11 protein-coding genes are annotated in these 18,705 nt (G+C 41.6%); 7 read left to right on the top strand and 4 right to left on the bottom strand.

The window, feature by feature from the left end; translation table 11 throughout:
- Positions 1–4 precede the first annotated feature (4 nt).
- From D5398_RS16760 to D5398_RS16770, 3 genes are read left to right on the top strand one after another with little or no spacing between them, the layout of a single operon-like run.
- On the top strand, positions 5–916 hold the full coding sequence (locus D5398_RS16760) for a tetratricopeptide repeat protein (protein WP_120508642.1): 912 nt from the start codon (positions 5–7) through the stop codon (positions 914–916).
- A gap of 56 nt (positions 917–972) precedes the next feature.
- Positions 973–1,662 (top strand): acid-sensing system DNA-binding response regulator EvgA, encoded by a 690-nt coding sequence (gene evgA / locus D5398_RS16765; RefSeq protein ID WP_279635010.1) that lies wholly within the window; start codon positions 973–975, stop codon positions 1,660–1,662.
- Between the two features lies 1 nt (position 1,663).
- Positions 1,664–5,206, top strand: coding sequence for an ATP-binding protein (locus tag D5398_RS16770; protein WP_120508643.1), 3,543 nt, complete (start codon positions 1,664–1,666; stop codon positions 5,204–5,206).
- A gap of 112 nt (positions 5,207–5,318) precedes the next feature.
- Here the strand turns inward: D5398_RS16770 and D5398_RS16775 are convergent, their stop codons facing one another.
- Positions 5,319–5,966, bottom strand: a complete 648-nt coding sequence (locus tag D5398_RS16775) for a DsbA family protein (RefSeq protein ID WP_162940777.1) — start codon at positions 5,964–5,966, stop codon at positions 5,319–5,321.
- A 360-nt stretch (positions 5,967–6,326) separates the two neighbouring features.
- On the opposite strand from D5398_RS16775, the gene D5398_RS16780 reads away from it, so the two are divergent.
- On the top strand, positions 6,327–6,524 hold the full coding sequence (locus D5398_RS16780) for a hypothetical protein (RefSeq protein ID WP_120508645.1): 198 nt from the start codon (positions 6,327–6,329) through the stop codon (positions 6,522–6,524).
- A gap of 100 nt (positions 6,525–6,624) precedes the next feature.
- Complete coding sequence (locus tag D5398_RS16785; RefSeq protein WP_208645988.1) at positions 6,625–7,752, top strand: alpha/beta fold hydrolase; 1,128 nt, start codon at positions 6,625–6,627, stop codon at positions 7,750–7,752.
- A gap of 1,237 nt (positions 7,753–8,989) precedes the next feature.
- On the opposite strand, the gene D5398_RS16795 is transcribed toward D5398_RS16785, so the two are convergent.
- Positions 8,990–10,303 (bottom strand): sigma-54-dependent transcriptional regulator, encoded by a 1,314-nt coding sequence (locus D5398_RS16795; protein ID WP_208645990.1) that lies wholly within the window; start codon positions 10,301–10,303, stop codon positions 8,990–8,992.
- Positions 10,304–10,307: 4 nt separating this feature from the next.
- On the bottom strand, positions 10,308–12,077 hold the full coding sequence (locus D5398_RS16800; protein WP_162940778.1) for a sensor histidine kinase: 1,770 nt from the start codon (positions 12,075–12,077) through the stop codon (positions 10,308–10,310).
- 546 nt (positions 12,078–12,623) lie between these two features.
- Between D5398_RS16800 and aspT the strand changes: the two genes are divergently transcribed.
- Positions 12,624–14,309, top strand: coding sequence for an aspartate-alanine antiporter (gene aspT, locus D5398_RS16805; protein ID WP_120508649.1), 1,686 nt, complete (start codon positions 12,624–12,626; stop codon positions 14,307–14,309).
- A gap of 18 nt (positions 14,310–14,327) precedes the next feature.
- On the top strand, positions 14,328–15,911 hold the full coding sequence (locus D5398_RS16810; RefSeq protein WP_120508650.1) for a bifunctional aspartate transaminase/aspartate 4-decarboxylase: 1,584 nt from the start codon (positions 14,328–14,330) through the stop codon (positions 15,909–15,911).
- Between the two features lie 1,227 nt (positions 15,912–17,138).
- Here the strand turns inward: D5398_RS16810 and D5398_RS16815 are convergent.
- Entirely contained in the window at positions 17,139–17,924 is a 786-nt protein-coding gene (locus tag D5398_RS16815; RefSeq protein WP_120508651.1) for a YoaK family protein, read from the bottom strand.
- Between the last annotated feature and the right edge of the window lie 781 nt (positions 17,925–18,705).

Consider the following 18,705-nt stretch of genomic DNA (forward strand, 5'->3'; position numbering starts at 1 on the left):
AGTAATGAAAAAGAAAATCGTAGTGATGGGGTGGCTTACCGTCTTCTTTCTCCTCCCGACATTGTCAGTCAACGCAGAAACGTTGCGAACAGATGAACAGTCTGCGGCTTCAAACGGAGATGTGCGTGCGCAGGTCAGGCTGGGCGTCATGTATGCCTCCGGCAAGGGAGAAACGCGTAACCTCGAACTGGCGCAGCGCTGGTTGATGGAAGCGGCAAAACAAGGAGATGCAGAAGCTGCCTACAATCTTGGGGTGCTGAGCGCGGATGGGAGTGCAAATTTGCAGGATTATCAACGAGCCTTTCGTTGGTTTATTCGGGCTGCAAACAGTGGCTACAAAGACGCGCAGTTCAATCTCGGCGTGATGTACAGCAATGGCCTGGGTGTTCAAAAAAACCAGGCAGAGGCCGAAAAGTGGTTTAGCGCTGCCGCCGAGCAGGGTACACCGGAAGAACAATATCGGCTGGGGATTGCATACAGAGAGGGTAAGGATGTCGATATGTCTCCGGAAAAGGCACGGATATGGTTACGCAAAGCAGCCGAAGGCGGCCATATGCTGTCTCAATATAGTCTGGGCATTATGCTTGGAGAAGGTGAAGGCGGACCGCGGGATTATGCCCTTGCACTCGAATGGCTCACGTTGGCTGCACATCAAGGAGATGTTTTAGCGCAAGAAAGCATCCAAGCATTAACGAGTCGTGGGCTGGGCAAAGGAGAAGATGCTGCATCAGCCCCTCCAATCGAGGTTGACCAAGCTGAAGCTCAGGCACCGTGTATTACCTGCCAGACGGAGGTTCTTGTTGAGGAAGAAATACCTAGATCTCAGGATATCGATGAAATAAATGAAAGGGAACTGTATCAGCAAATGATGCTCCCAACTGTAAACCTTTTTAACGCGCAAGCGCCTACGGAATAAAGTCTGCGTGCGTTGGGAATGCTGCCAAAAGGTTGCCGTAATAATCCGGACTGAATATGTCACAAATGAATGAGAGTACAGAGAGTAAATGCACGCTGCGGGGTAGGGGGAATGCCCATTCCACACGCATCGACACGGCCATCATAATCGACGATCACCCTATGGCAATGTTGGCATTGGAAACGTTGCTCAATAAAAATGGTATAGATGTGATAAATAAGTGTGGACAGGGCGAGGAGGGACTTGGGCAACTGCTGAAGATGAGGCCAGACATTGCCATTATTGATATCGATATGCCCGGGATCAGTGGCCTGGAAGTGATTGGGTCTGCCAGACTCGCTGGGCTTGACAGTATCCTTATTGCTTTTTCAGCTAAAAATGATGTCTTCTACGGCAAAAAGTGTCTGGCAACAGGAGCGAATGGTTTTGTCAGCAAAAAGAATGGCATAGATAATATCATCGGCGCAATTAACGCGGCCAGAAATGGATACAGTTATTTCCCCTTCATATTGAATAGTTTTGTCGGACATATATCTTCAGAAGAAACGAAGATTGAAAGCTTATCAGAGCAAGAGGTTAGGGTATTGCATTATCTCTTGAAAGGGATGAGCATTGGTACAATGGCACAAACCATGAAAATTAATGTTAAAACTGTGAGCACTTATAAATTTCGATTGATGCAAAAACTCGATTGCAGCTCATTAATTGAGTTGGTGAATTTTGCAGCCAGAAATAATATAACTTGATATGAAAAATATTCTGCCCTGGATTTTTATTTTCTGTGCATTTTGGACAGGGATAACATTTGCCGGAAATGAGGTGACATTAAAAAGTGAACTGGATTTCATGCCGTCTGTTTCAGCGGAACCGCTTAACCCTGGTTCGCTGACTGTAGGAGTTTACCGACCACTGTCGATGCCCTCGAGTTTTCTCGATAATTATGGTGCCTTTCGTGGACTCGATGCTGAATATATTTCACTTTTAACACATCACCTGAATGTAAGAAGCAAAATCAAAATATATGACAGCAGGGAACTGGCACTGACAGCATTAGTAAATGGAGAGGCAGATATTATTTTGACATCATTTTCTGACTCATCTGAAAAAATCTCTCGTGCGAAAAAGACCCCCTATCAAGGAATACCGATATTAAAAACGCAGATGGTTGCCGTTACCAACATGCAACATCTGGTATCCTTGCCGGAGGAGAGGGGGAATGAAAGGATCGCCACATTATCCGATCCCGTATACACTGACTTCATCAAAAAGACCTACCCCCAAGCTTGTGTGAAAAGATTTAGTAACATTTATTCTGCATTGAGTTCCGTCGAACGCGGAGAGAGTGATATGTATATTGGTAATAACCTTGATGCAGGGTATTACCTTACCAATGATTTCTCACATACTCTTGAAATAAAAAAAGCGTGGGAAAAGCAGGCATCTGTAAAGTATTTTCTTATCAATTCTCATAACACCTCCTTATACGCTAAAGTCAGTGATTTTTGCCATCGTCTGTCATTAAGACAAAAAAATAATCTCCTCGATTATTGGCTAGATACCAATAAGTTGCTGCTGACAGCCGGTGAAATGCCTCTCACAGAGAAAGAAAAACAATGGGTACAAAAGAATCCTACCATTAAGATTTTAGCTAACCCTTATTATGCTCCCTTAACCATGATGAGTACCACTGAGGATATTAACGGCGTGGCGGGTGACCTTATTCAGCTAATTTCACTGAAAACGGGCCTGAAATTTGATGTGGATTATGTGAATACTGAAAATGACATGGCCGATAGGATAAAAAATGGTCAATGGGAAGTAATCCCGGCTGCTACGGCAACCCCTGAGAGAGAGAAGGTCGCCCTTTTTTCGAACAGTTATCTTTCAGTACCCTACGTTTTTATATCCCGACATAATAAAAGAACCCAGCCTGGCAATGCAAAACTTACCAGAATCGCTGTACCTAATCACTTCGCATTATTTCGTTTTTTACAAAAAAAATACCCACAGGCAATATTTGTTCCTGTCGGTAGCTCAACTCAGGCATTGACTTATCTGATTGAGAATAAAGCAGATATCGCCGTTGCGAATAAAGTCACAGCACGATTTTTTATAGACCACTATTTCCGGGGAGCAATGACTTACGCCGATATCCCCGACGCTCCCCCGGCAAATATCGCCTTTGCCATCAATAAAAATAAACCTGAGTTGCAAGCTATCATCAACAAAGTGTTAGAAAGCGTGCCCTCAAAACAAATTTTCTATTCGGTTGATAAGTGGAACCGTGTTACAGACCCAGGTATTAATACTTGGAATCTTTATCGTAGGGAATTTTACGGTGTTTCGGCTTTTTTGTTACTGCTCATCGCAAGCAGTCTGGTCTGGGCTGTATACCTACAACGTGAAGTGCGTAAAAGAAAGGTATTTGAAAGACATCTTTTAGACCAACTCAACTACAGCCATGAACTCTCTAACTTACTTCCTTTTCCCCTGTATATGGTCGACCTTAATGGACAGATATTAAGGTCTAATGCCGCTTACATACATTCCATAGGATCCCATTTCGCCACTGATACCATTTCCGTCAGTCATCCCCTTTTTGAGGTGTTTACGCAAATTAAAAATCATCTTCAGGCTGGTCTGCTTCCTCATGTAGTTGTCACGACTGAACTTCTACTCGGTCTTCGTGGGCAAACGCGGGATGTACAGCATTGGTTTGTGCCTTTCAGGCGGAACGGTGAGTCAACCACAACCTTTATTTGCGGCTGGCAAGATATGACGGAGTATAAAAAATTACTGCATTGTCTGCAGTCGGAAAAAGAAAATGCTATTCGTGCAAATGAGGCAAAACGACTTTTCCTCGCCAGAATGAGCCACGAAATAAGGACACCTGTGAGCGCAGTGATGGGATTTCTTGAGATCTTAAAACACAAATACGCACACGACGACGATTTCGGACTGGCTTATTCGGTCGCGTTTGGATTGCTTGATGTTGTCGGGGATGTCATTGATATTGAGAAAATTGAGTCTGGAAACTACACGATCAACAATCAATGGCTGACATTGGGGTTCATGTTTGAGCATATAACCCATATGTTTGATGGGTTGGTTGAACAGAAACAAATCCAGTTGTCATGCCCTGAACCACTCGATGATACGTTTGAATATTACCTTGCCCCACAACCCCTGCGTCAGATCATGGTCAATCTGCTGAGTAATGCCGTCAAATTTACGGAAAAAGGATCTGTCTGCGTCACCAGCCGGATCGAGTATCTGGACGTAGAGCATGCCATGCTGGTGGTCGCAGTGACCGATTCAGGTGTGGGTATTTCATGCGCAGAACAAAATAAACTGTTTTTACCCTTCAGTCAGACGGAGTCTGGCAACAAGTTGACAGGGTCGGGGCTAGGGTTATCCATTTGTCGCCATCTCAGCGACATGATGGGAGGTAAGCTCGAGGTCTCTTCCGAACCTAACGTCGGGAGCACGTTTACGCTGATGCTCCCGGTGAAGTTTAGAGTGAACAGAACGTATGAGTTGCCACAAGAAGAATGCTGTCCCTGCGCGGTAAAGCAGAGTGATTTGACTATATTAATCGTTGATGACAATCTCAATAACAGACTGCTTTTGAAAAAACAGCTGATGATCTTAGGATATCTGGCTGAAGAAGCCGGTGATGGGAAGGAGGCATTAGCCGCGATCAAATATACTTCTTATGATCTGATCATAACCGATCTCGATATGCCCAAGATGAGCGGCGCCGAACTTGTCAGTGCGGTTCGTAAATTTGATAACCAGGCAGTCATTATCGGCCTTACCGCTCATGCTCAGGAAAGTGAAAGAAGACGGTGTATTGAGGCCGGCATGAATGACCTGTCCTTCAAGCCTCTCGGGTTGCAAAAGTTAAATGAGCTGCTTCTCAACTGCCCAGTACGCCGGCAGCGGGAAGAATTTCCCGCCTTAAATGAACTGTTCGGCAAAGACAGAGCAGCCTATTACGAATTTTTGCGGCAAGCTCAAGCAGATGTTTTATTTGACCTCCAGACACTACGTCAAGCACGCGTAGAAGAAGACCCCGAGGTGATTGCCAAAAAGATTCACCGCCTTTCCGGAACAGCTCAGATACTCAATGAAGAGGCGCTTTGCAACCAACTTGAGAAATACAAAGCCATCGACAAAAATGATCCTGATGAGATTAAGAAATACTTTACAACGTTGGTCAAGCAGCTTCATGTGGTGTTGGCGAAAATAGAGAGCGTGATGAAGAGGCTATCAAACGAGGGAGGATAAAAATATCATTGCTGTCCTGATGATTGCTCAATGCGTAGACAAGTCTGATTATCAATACTTATCTACACGTTGAGACAATATGACAGCAAGATTTCAAGGAAAATGTAGAAGGTTACGGTTTTGTAATTAAGAGGTAATTCACCAATGAAGAGAACCTTGCAGTGTAATTTTCGACACTATTACCGACAGATATCCCGACGCCACCATTGTTGATAAAGTATTTTCCCGACACATACACAGACGGGGTACTGTTAACCCGCAGTTCTTTAGCGGCTTCATTCTGTTTATAAATAAGGGACTTCACAGGCAAGGTGTTTTTAACATTTTCATAAGATTCTGTACTGACCCCAGCCATGTTGAAGATATATTCAATATCTTTGGCGTTAGTGACGGAGTGGTTTTTCTGGATGCCATCAAAGAGAGGTTTCTCAATTTTATCCTCAATCCCTAGCACCATTGCAACTGCCCAGGCTTCGGTTAACTCATTGCCGAGGCTGCCCATGCTGCTAACGTGATATTTCACAAAATGGGTATTCTCAGGCATATTCTGGCTTACGGTTTTACCGATATGGTATTCATAATTGAATAGATAACATGGGCGGCAGTAGAACGAAAAGAATTCTACCGTGTCCGGCATCCAGGGCACGTTATGCGAGATGACCTGATATTCTTGGCCAGATTTGAATTCGGAGGCATGCGTGAATGGCGAGAGTATAGTAAGAAAAACAAGAGCAGATTTTATATGAGTTTGATAAAGCATGCACATATCCAATGAGTAAAAAGAAGCCGTTGATTAGTGTATTTTCAATACATATCTGTTCGGGAGGCCGTAGAATCACGTAATGCTCTCCTGAACACTAATATCAGATTTGTGATCAGGATATAATTTTCTATCGATAAGGTATATGAGTGCCGCGTCCTGAGTATGTAGTCTTATCCCTACAAAGGTAATCAATAAAGGGCATGTAATACCCAACACTTTAATGTGAGTATGTGTCTTAAAGAAAAGATGATACATCAAAGAGAGTCTACTGAGTTTCATTTAAGGTTGGTTAAGGAAAGAAGAACTAAGATAACCTTGCATTGCAGGTAAGAAAGCAACACACAACAAGGAGGCTGTATGTTAGAAAATTATTTCCCTCATGAAACATCTGAAATCCAAAAACAGCGCGTTATTGCCGTCAACACTGCACTTGAATTAATTAAAGCCACACTTGCAGATGCTAATGATGGTCAAAGCATTGAGCATCAACTTCGGGCAGCAACGGCAAGCATTGCCCCTCTCGCTGATGCAATACAACGGGCGGTGGAAGTGTAGTGCACAGTCTTAAATATTAAAAACTTCGTTTAAGTCATCCAGGTGAACCAGATGCCTGATCACACTCTGTTAACCTGGACGCTTTGAAATGTTATGTTTTATGAAGCCTGTACGCTGGTGGGGGATTTTTATTTGGCTCTTTTGCCCGATTGCCTTCGCTCAGTTAACGGGTAGGGGCGGTGAGATGATTTGGCAAACACGTCTTCCTGAAAGCCGGGGTCTCATTGAGGCTGCGGAGCAGTATCGTATCGAGTATCCCTCTGTCGACGGTATTGACGGTATCACTCCACGCGTGGACAGTGCGGCTGTCTTTATACCTAGGGGCGTCGCGCCTTCAGTTGGCTGGCCTGTCGTTGTTTGGATGCACGGTACTGTTGGGGTGGCTCATGATTGCGCTCCTTCACTTAATGCGCGCACGGCCCGTGACAGTCAGTATCTCAATACTTGGCTTTCCTTAGGATTTGCCGTCGTAGCCCCCGATTATGCCGGATTGGGGTCAAAAGGCTTGCATCATTATCTCCACGCACGTAGTGAAGCCTGGAGTACTCTGGATGCGGCAAATGCAGCCATTACCTCATTCCCTCTGCAAAATAAACTGGTACTGGTTGGGCAGTCACAGGGCGCACATGCTGCCTTTTCAAGTGCTGGGTATCAACCCACCTACGCACCCTCGCTCAATATCGTCGCTACCGTGCTCACTGGCACCCCTTATTTTCCGCAAGACATGTCAGCCGTTAAAAGTCTGTTGACCTCACCTCGTGAAAGCCCAGCGAGCGGTGATCCAAAGATCCCCTATATTTTCTATATGTATCATTCTGCGGCAAACCGAACCCCCGGACTTGACGCAATGAATTATTTTCTACCGGTTGCTTTACCCTTATTAAAAGACGCGTTAACACAGTGTATTCATCAACAAACAGAGCAAGTTTTAGTGAAGAGACTGAGCATGGAGAATACCGTTAAACCAGATATTTATAATGTCTTGTCAAATCTTCTACCTGATCTCGTTTATCCAACGTTGAAGATTAATCATGCGGTTTTTATTGGTATAGGTGATGAAGACGTGAATGTACCCACTGATATGCAGGTCAAGTTTGCACAAGATATCAAGCATGCGGGAACGCGCGCCGAGGTGCACCGTTATATCGGGTTAGACCATAGCGGCGTTGTCAATCCATCCCTTCGTGATTCATTGCCCTTCGTCCTGCAAGAAATGAGCAGGCATTGATGAAATTTTAATTTAACCTTGTCGGCTTGAGGTAGAATTTATTCAACAACACGATTACTTCTGTAGGGAAAACCTGACAAAGTCTGCATCCTGCTCTGATACTTTTTGTTCATGAAGTATGTAAATCTTACGGCAATGATTATGTAAGCTTTGCGTAGAGGGATGTATGTGTTGTTCTGATTCGGTAATATCTAATAATTATTATTTCAACTTGTGTTTTAGCAGGTTATTAAGGGGGGAATTACTTAGACAAAATTTTTACATCATAGATATCGAAACTACGGATTATTCCTTGGTTAAAAAATACGTACTCCATGGGAAAAAGATTTTTGCATTCATCTCCAATGACCTGGATTACTATGCTCTCAAATCACTAAAAAATATTATTTTTATCGACAAGTGCAGTAGTTTGGATGATGTTCTAATTTGTCTTGTTGTCGATAATTCACGGTGTAATTATAAAGTTAAGCAAAATCTTTCAAAACGCGAGAATGACGCGATGATGTGTATATTTGATGGTCTCACTATGCATGAATCCGTTGAACGGTTGAAAATCACTACGAAAGCATTTTATGCCAGTCGTCATCGACTGATAATTAAATTACAGCTAGGTAATAGAAACTCTTTTTATCAAAGCATTGCAAAATATCAATACGATCCCTATTACGATGAGGATTTTTTATGAGTATATTTTCAATGCGAAGTAACAGGTTTTTTAGTTCGATATATTAAAAGAGAATTATCAAAGAAGATCCGAAAACCTGGGAAGTTAATTCTCGAGCAAAGAGTATATCTACGGCGTAGAAAATGATATTGGCTGATTTTCCAATTCCCCGACTCAGGAAAACGACGATATCGCGAGATCCCGGGATTCTTTTACAACCTCAACCTCATCCTCATGCAAAGAGAGGGGAGAGTTAAACAGCGGCCCAAAACCGCGGTCGCCGGATGTGCCTCCTCTCATTCGGGAGCATTTTTTACAACAGATGAGCTTTTCAGATGCCAACGTAACGCCTTCAATAACTGTAAATGCATAATGTTCATTCTAAATTTTCGTAATGTTGACATGATGGCTTGTAAACGTCGTCTGACCGTCCGGGACGTCATGAATCACTGAAACTTCTTTTGGCCGATTGAAGAGATTTACTGAGTTTGGCCACCTGTACAGAGGTGATATGCTTAACTCAGAACAACAGGAGTGCCTAGGTGGCATTCAGTGATCGACAATTAAAGAGATTCATTCATGTAAAGAGTATTTTTTGATTTTATCAAAAAGCGTGCTTTTGGCTATATTTAGCGCATCAGCCGTTTTGGTTAAATTTCCATCGTGTTGATTAAGCTCATCGAGTATTATACTGCGCTCAAAACTATCGACAATATCTGCAAGGGACTTTCCAATACAATCTTCACTTTTAACGTCCTGTAGGCCAAGTACAAATCTTTCCGCTTGATTACGCAATTCCCTCACATTTCCCGGCCATTGTTTTGACATCAGCACGTGCAAAAAGGAGCGGTTAATTTCTGGAATATTACGACCAAACGATAATGCAGCCTGATGGACAAAGAGGCTGAAAAGCAGGGGGATGTCCTCTATTCTTTCACGTAATGGTGGCATTTCAATATTAATTACGCTTAGCCTAAAGTGGAGATCTGAACGAAACTGTCCTGCGTTGACCAGCTCCTGAAGATTGCTTTTCCCTGCCGTGATGATTCTTATGTCTATCGCCAAGGATTGATTAGAGCCTAAACGTTCAAAACACCTTTCTTGCAAAACACGCAGTAATTTAATCTGTAAATTTAATGGCATACTCTCGATTTCGTCGAGGAACAGCGTTCCTTTATCGGCATACTCAATTTTACCAATACGTTGTTTGGAAGCACCAAGAAATGCACCTGAATCATGGCCGAATATCTCGCTATCAAATAAGTGTTCGGGTACTCCGCCACAATTTAGTGCGACAAAAGGACCGGTTCGTTCACTGAGATCATGGATACATTTAGCAACCAACTCCTTTCCTGTTCCCGTCTCGCCATAAATCATGATATTTGCGGGTATCGTTGCCACATCTTTTATTTTTTCTCTTACTTCTGTAATGGCTACCGAGTTACCTATTATGCGGCTCTCCAGCACACTGGCATCTATAAGTCTGCGGCGGAGCTGGCGATTTTCATCGGTCAATCTACGTTTATCGAGTGCTCGTCTGACGATATTCGTGAGTTGTTGAGGGCTAAAGGGTTTTTGAAGAAAATCGTAGGCACCATTATGCATTGCCTCGACGGCGGTTTCGATATCACCATGACCGGTAATAATGATGATAGGTACATCTCGGTCAGTCTGATTAAAACTTTTCTGAAAGGCAAAACCACTCATGCCAGGTAATTGCATATCTGTCACAATGACACCATGATGGCGCAAAGCCGGAAGAAAATAGCGAGCATCTTCTACTGAACCAACTCCCACTGCATGAATTTTCTCAAGTTTCAAAGCCTGGACACAGCCAAGCTGAACATCCAAATCATCTTCTATTACCAGAACATCGACGTTATTCATCATTTCACTCCTTACTATGATTTTTTGCCACTGGTAGGCGTAAGGTAAAACATGCACCGCGCTCACCATTACTTGCGCGTAAGGTACCATGGTAAGACTTGATGATATCGGCAGAGATGGCCAATCCTAATCCTAAACCATGATTCTTCTTGGTAGTAAAGAAGGGTTCAAATATTGACTCGTTGATCTCTGCAGGGATACCTGGACCGCTATCTTCAATTTCTATGATGGCATAATTCCCCTCAATAAACGCCCTGACATAAATGACTCGGTCATGATCATTAACCATGACAGCATCAAGGGCGTTACTGATGAGGTTTACCAGTACTTGTTCAAGTCTTAGATGATTACACATACACCAAACGTCTTGGGGAGCTTTGACCAATGCGCAACCTATTTTTTTAAACCTATGACTCAGAAGCAGCATTGCATTATCAATGCTAATCTTTATCGATACAGGGTTTACGGTATCATCTCCCGTTCTGGAGAAAGTTCTAAGCTGATTACTGAGTTGACCAATAAAATCAACAGACCGTAAAATACGCTTGATATTTTCTCTCGCCTCATCCATATCACCGATATCCATAAATTTTAATGTGTTAGCGGACATCATGCTAATGGCTGATAATGGCTGATTGATTTCATGAGCCAAGCCGGCCGACAATTGTCCTATAACGGCAAGCTTTTCATTATGTAGCAGTTCATTTTGGGTGTTTCTCAAAATAGTTTCAGTGTTAATCCGTTCTTGGATTTCCATCTCGAGGAATATGCTTTTATTTTCTAGCTCTTTTGTTCTTTCAGCGATTAAAAATTCCAGTTTTTCGTTTTGGTGCTCGAGTACCTGTTGTTTTTCAATCTTAAGTTTAGAAATCTGATTTCTTTGTTTTGTGATAAATACCAAAATTACAATTAAAATAAAAATCAAGTTTATAATAATCGAATCAGGAAGCGTATTCATTATAACTGCTTCTAGAGGTAGTAGGGTGGCTATTACCATTTTGAATTCAGGGATGCATTGATAAGTATAAATAAAATACTTTTTTTTGAAATGAATTATCCCTGCTTTGTCGCCAAGGAACATTTTATGCTTGACTTCAGGATATTTGATATTGTTGTTGTAATACCTTTTTTCCAGGTTGATTTTATTGCTCTCTGATTCAGGTAATGTCTTTAGTGCATGATAGAACCACTCAGGATTAGAAGAACAGGCAACAATCTTGTCTCTGTCCAGTAAAACGGTCTGGTATCCAACGGTGCGATTGTTAAGATACTCATTCAAGTTGATCTTAACTACAATGACTCCAATTTTAACCCCTTCAACGAAAATGCCATGCGCCTGATAGTAGCCGGAAACTGAATTCGTGGTCCCGACAGCATAATAACCCAAGGTCTCACCCTGTTTTGCATCTTTAAAATAGGGACGATATGATAAATTTTTCCCTATCGCACTAGCCGTGGTGCCAATATCACTGGCCGCAACAACAGATGCTTGATCATCAAGAAGATAGACCGCCAATGCTCCTGTATTTTGCTGTATTGAATGCAGATAATAGCTCAACGTTTCCTGTTCTTTACTGGTTTTCTTGGGTTTAAGGAGGAAATGCGTGATCTTGTCATCAAGCGAAAGTGAATAGGGAATAAACTCGTATCGCTTTACCCGAAGTTTCAACTCAAGGCTTTTTTGATTGAGTTGATAACTCAAAAAATCAATTTGATGTTTAAGCTCAGTGTAAATAAGAATCCCAGCAGAAGAAAAATAGGTAATGATTATCATTATTAGTACAATCAGAGCTTGACGAAGATTGATGGACCTCTTTAGAAAGAGAGACTCTGAAAATGTCGAAAGGATACGCCTCATGGAACCTCAACAAATCGTTCGATGATCAAACCCATGTTGGGTATCGATAGATCGTATGTAATGTAGCCTTATGAAATTATAGCATACAACTGGCCATGCTCACTACCTGCGTATAAAAGAACAGGTGGTTTAGAATATTCTCTATACAATTATTTGTTCTGAAAAAAATAAACATAAAGCCCAAATTTCCGGTTTCCCGAATTATTGCTGCTAATATCTTTCGGGAATCCGGAAACTTTTAATTATTAAATCTAATAATATTAAATCAGAGTGTTTTGATTGATCTGTGTCATTATTTTTCGCTCTATGCGAGCAATATAATTCAGCCTCCTAAAGCGCAGAGTAACCATAGGGTTGAATTGTGCTAAGTAATATTATTGACGTGGAACCAGAATCTTCATTTATCCTTTTTGGATAAGTGAATTCAATCTATACTTTATTCTTCATGAGGAATTATAGGTCGTGAATTTTATACACTCAATCTTCCATTTGAGCCCCGAGATAGCGCTATTCATTGCGCTCGCACTAGGCACATGGATTGGAAAATTTAAGTTTGGCAAGTTTCAATTAGGTGGTGTAGCAGGTGCGTTAGTCATTTCAGTCATTTTAAGCCAGTTTGGCGTGACGATTGATGATGGTATCAAAGGCGTATTGTTCGCACTGTTTATTTATGCTGTTGGTTTTGAAAGTGGCCCACAGTTTTTCAGTTCACTGGGTCTTAAAACCATTAAGGAGATTGTTCTTGCAGTCGTATTAGCCATCAGCGGTTTAGTGACCGTTGTAATCTTAGCCAGAATGTTTGATCTCGACAAAGGTACCGCAGCGGGCATCGCTGCAGGCGCACTTACTCAGTCGGCGATTATTGGCACAGCCAGTTCAGCTATAGATAAATTAGGCTTAGCGCCAGACATCTCTCAACACTTACAGTCAAATGTAGCCATTGGTTATGCGGTCACCTATATCTTCGGCTCCCTAGGGGCCATCATTATTTGTGTCAACATTCTCCCATGGTTTATGCGCCGTGGATTGCGTGAGGATGCCATTAAAGCCGAAGCGGCTTTATTAAGTGGGCAAAAAAAATACGAACCAGGTGAAACACCAGCACTTCCCGATTTGGTTGGACGCGTCTTTAAAGTTGCTAACGCTGCGGGTAAAACTGTTTCGCAAATTGAAGATTGTGCATCGGCCGGGAAAATTACTGTTGAAAGAATAAAACGTCGTGGGGACATTCTAGGCATAAGCTCCCATTTAGTTTTGGAAAATGAAGATATTTTGTTAATTGTGGGTAGACGGGCTGGCATGGTTCATCTCGATGAACTAATTGGTCCAGAAACGACCGATACTGACGGGATGGAAATGGTTGTAGTCACCCGGGATATCATCATTTCTAACAAAATTTATGCAAACAAAACCATCTCGCAACTACAAACTACCAGTAAGGCTCTACGACATGGCATCTATTTCTTAAATCTTACAAGAGGACAGCAACGGGTCCCTCTTTCAAGTTCTACGACCATTAAGGCCGGTGATGTTGTTACTGTCTATGGGTTGAATGAAGATATTCTACGTCTCGCTCAAGAAATTGGTCCTGTCATCGCGGTCAGTGAGAAAACTGATTTTATTTATCACGGTATCGGTGTAGCCGTTGGTTTATTAATTGGGTTGGCTGTTGTTCATATTGGTGCGATTCCATTAACCCTAGGTGCAGGGGGGGGGGCTCTATTTTCTGGTTTGATTTTCGGTTGGTATCGCACCCGTCATATGGTGATGGGGAATATGCCCACAGCAGCATCTGGCCTATTGAAAGATCTCGGACTAGCAGGATTTGTCGCCGTCGTTGGCCTTCAGTCTGGTCAACAAGCCATACATACAATAGCACACAGTGGTATCTCAATATTCTTTATTGGTGTGGTGGTGACCATCATTCCTTTAATCATAACGATGTTGGTGGGTAAATATATTTTACGTTATGACAATACCGCAATCTTCGCCGGTGCGTTATCGGGTACGCGAAGTGCCAATCCAGCATTTGGTGAAATATTGGTAAAGGCAGGAAATTCAGTACCTACAGTTCCATTCGCGATCACTTACGCTCTGGCTAATGTTTTCTTAACATTATTAGGCCCATTAATTGTTGCACTTGTTTGACTATAGAGAGACTATATTATGACTGATTTAAAAAAACTTGCTCAACTTAGCCCATTTGAACTTAAAGATGAGCTTATCCAGCACGCTTCAAGCGATAAAAATCACACCATGTTAAATGCGGGCCGTGGTAATCCTAACTTTTTGGCCACGTTGCCACGCCGAGCTTTCTTTCAGCTAGGTTTATTTGCTACCAGTGAATCTGAGCTTTCTTATTCCTATATGAAGCAAGACATTGGTGGCATTCCAGATGGTGAAGGAATGATGGACCGTTTCGAACGTTTTACTAACGAAAATGGACACCTTCCAGAAGTTAACTTCCTACGCAGTACCATAAGCTATGTTAAAGATCAGCTCGGCTTATCTGCGCAAGGTTATCTTCAAGAACTTGTAGAAGGCATCCTGGGTTGTAATTATCCCGTTCCTTCACGTATGTTAAAAATCAGTGAACAAATAGTTCGTCATTATCTACTGCGTGAAATGTCAGGAAGCGATGCTTCAACTGATGATATTGAAGTTTTTGCCGTTGAAGGTGGTACAGCTGCGATGGCGTATATATTCGATTCACTCAAAGAGAATAACCTTGTCAAAAAGGGTGACAAAGTGGCCATCGGAATGCCAGTCTTTACTCCCTATATTGAAATTCCAGAACTTGAAGAGTACGGTCTTGAAATTGTAGAGATCAATTCTTATGCAGAGAATAACTGGCAATATACTGACGCTGAACTTGAGAAGTTAAAAGATCCTGCGATTAAAGTTTTCTTCTGTGTTAACCCAAGCAACCCTGCTTCGGTTAAACTCGACGACCGCTGTTTGGATACAATCAAGGGCATTGTTGATAATGACCGAAAGGATCTTATTATTCTTACCGACGATGTTTACGGTACTTTTGCTGATGACTTTAAATCTCTCTTTGCAGTTTGTCCGCACAATACGATTCTCGTCTATTCATTTTCAAAATACTTTGGTGCTACCGGTTGGCGTCTGGGTACCATAGCGATCCATAAACATAATGTACTCGATGAAAAACTGAAAAACTTATCTGCGGAAATGAAGGAGCAGTTAAATCGACGTTACACGTCAATTATTACTAATGTGGAAGAGCTGCACTTTATCGACCGATTAGTAGCCGATAGCCGTGCGGTCGCCCTCAACCATACTGCGGGTCTTTCACTACCCCAGCAGATTCAGATGGTGATGTTTTCACTGTTTGCGCTAATGGATGAAGATGATCTCTACAAAAATGTACTGAAGAAAGTTATCCGTAAACGTCAGTGCACCCTTTATCGCGAACTTGGTGTATCTATCCCACAAGATCCGTACTCTGTTGACTATTACACCTTGTTGGATTTAGAAAGCATCGCCACCGAATTGTTTGATGCAGACTTTGCCCAGTGGTTACGCAATAACTTCTCGCATAATGAGCTGTTTTTCCGCATTGCCTCGGAAACAGGGATCGTGCTCTTGCCGGGTAAAGGTTTTGGTAGCCAACATCCATCAGGTCGCGTGTCTTTAGCGAACCTTAACGAATATCAATATGCCCAAATTGGGCGCATGTTGAAGAAAATGGCTAGCGAATATTATCAGTTATATAAAAACAGCTGATAGCCATGAGTATCATGGGGCGAACCTGTTCGCCCCATCCTAATTTATTGAGTATCTGCACATATTGCTCCTGTCTCCCTGTGAGAACTCCCTTCTTAACGCCAATACTTTCATTTTGATCTTGCCTGTTGTTTCTGGTTCAGTACAAAAAGGAAGGGGTTTTACGACGCTTACTGATAGAAACCTCTAACCTCTCATAAATCAATTTAGTCTTCATTTTTGAGGCTTTGCGCTGCTAATTCTACCAATACCCCACCTATGTTCTTTTAGTCAGTAATGGCCTCAGTTATTGTGGCATCATATATTGTATGCACAGCTCGAAAAAAAAACTCCTTGTACATGAGAAGAAAGACCAGAAGTGTGGAAAAGGCATTGCGTCATGTGGACATTCTGTCGAACCGCTGTGTCTCCAGGTTCCCGGGATGGTCTCTATAGAACTATGCTCGCAGGCACAATGCCGAATGCACATTGATGAGTCCCTATCACCGAATTTGCCTTAGAGCATAACGATGTTGATTATCGTCGCACTGGGTAGCTATTGTCTCCTGAAGGATTTCGCGTTAATCACCAGGGCTTTTCGCGGGAAGCCCCTTCCTTTAGGGTGGGGAGAATGTCAAAAGCATGTGATCCGGTTTTTATAGTTAATGGCCTGGGGGAAAGAGAATGACGACGTCATAAGCACAGGTGACAAGGCTCTTGCCGCCGCGCTGTACGATGACTCGAATCTGAGTTGAGCGATGCATTTCGTTTAAGGCATTGACCAAATCTCTGATCTGTGAGGATGGTCTGACGATGTAGATTTAAGATTATTGACAGATTTAAGTGGCACAGCCGCAATGAAGACATGAATAATCACCGATTCAACCAGTTGAGTCATGCCAGGATAATGATCAGCTATGGACCTAAATAGTATTTTGATTCCCGTCCCTCAAGGAAACGTTCTCATATAATCTCACAATTTATGACGGGTTGTAGAAAGGATAAGCATGAAGGTAATAGTATAATTAATTGAATGCGTACTCAAATACTGAAGCCGGTTGGAAGAACCCTGTCCAAAATTACGGATGAACAGAATATTGCCAAGGGTGCGAGGTTGTGAAATTTCTTTGTTATTTTCTCTATTCGAGGTAATAACAAATGCGACTAAATATTTAATATTTTAGACGATGCCAGTTTTTTTTCTAAAGATCCTTTACAAATCTTGAACGCTGGCATCGATTATTTCATTTAAATGGCTTTGTCGTTTGAATTTTCATCACTGCTTGAGCAAAGAAAACGGCTGTGAGTGAACCATGTGTTCATTGTTACTGCAATAAGAATGAACAACATCAGAAATAAGCTATAAAATCCAAAGTGCGAACTTAATTTCGCAGTGATATATGCTCCTGCTGAGAAGTGGATAAGAACAAGCAAATAATGTAAGCCTTCTCTAAGTGAGGCCTGCCGCTCTGATTTTGAAATATTATGATTCAAGTAATTCACGAGGCTTGTCGTCATTAGAACATACACAGTAGTCACGACAGATGTCGTCGTTGGATAGTTTGTTCCCCCGCTTTTAATTAAGTAGTTTTGGATATACATAAACATAAGGCCAATTATTATAAGAGGTGTTATTGACGGGGTTGGCAGGCTACCTAAGACTCCAGATGTTAGCATGTATTGCCCTATGAGAATAAAGGATGCTAATAAAAAGCAATTTATAGTTAATGAAATGGCATACCCATGCCAAGGCGTCCTCTTTCTGAAGTTCGTGAATTTAATCATGCATAACTGATGAATTGCTGCAATTAACATCCAGATAACAACAATGCCAATATGATATAATGAAATATAGTCAAACTTTCCATTAGCGAAAGTGTTTATTCCGAATATCAAATTGGATGTCATAAATCCTATTAATGCTTTGAACAAAAATATAAAACTAATAACTTCAACCCCCCCACCAATAAAACTCATCGCATAGTGTATTTGATGGTTGATGGAAGTAAATGTACAGGGTGCGGACTTTTTCATAGTGTTTTTGATAGCTTAAGCGTTAATTTTGTAATGAGTGTTATGTATTCAAGCTATACATATCACAACGATTTACATCTAAAATCAGTACCAAATAAGGTATTCATTAAAAATGAACATTTTTCAACCTTTCATTGTGCTCCCTCCAAAATTTAATGTTTGATTGACCCATGAAAATTGAATATTTGGATTAAAAATTAAAGCGTGAATTCATGGGGTTGTTAAGCTTTAAGTAAAAGCTCTACTGATTACCTTTAGACACTGTCTTTTTATATAAACTTAATTATGTTAGAGGCGCTTCCCCTTTGCCTGTATTTTTTTAAATTAATTATATTTTTTAAATGCCTTTTCTATTATTTTTAAAAATAACAACACATCCTTCGGACTGGATTAAGTTTTTATAATCATGTAACTCTTTATGTTATTGTTATAAGCAATTCGTGTGCGATAAATAAAAGTATATGCGGAATTATTTTATTTCATTCATGATATTGGTCAATTTTCTGTCAATTAAGAAGACATAATTGGCTTCCTAGTTTTCTTGTTCGGAATACCGTTAGCTTTACCAATACGAGTTTCGGGATTCCGAATCAACTTGATACGAAAATTCTTAAAAAGAGATGTCCGGTTAGAATGGAAACAAAACCACACTCCGCACCCCATGATTCAAAAATGTTATTGCATCTTGAGTTGCCTTATTTTTTTTGAATTAAGTTGGTTAAATGGAATGTAGAAAGTGAATCCTTGAATGACAATAGATGAGAGGGGTGAAACTGCTGCA

The organism is Rahnella bruchi (assembly GCF_003614975.1).
Classification (GTDB): domain Bacteria; phylum Pseudomonadota; class Gammaproteobacteria; order Enterobacterales; family Enterobacteriaceae; genus Rahnella; species Rahnella bruchi.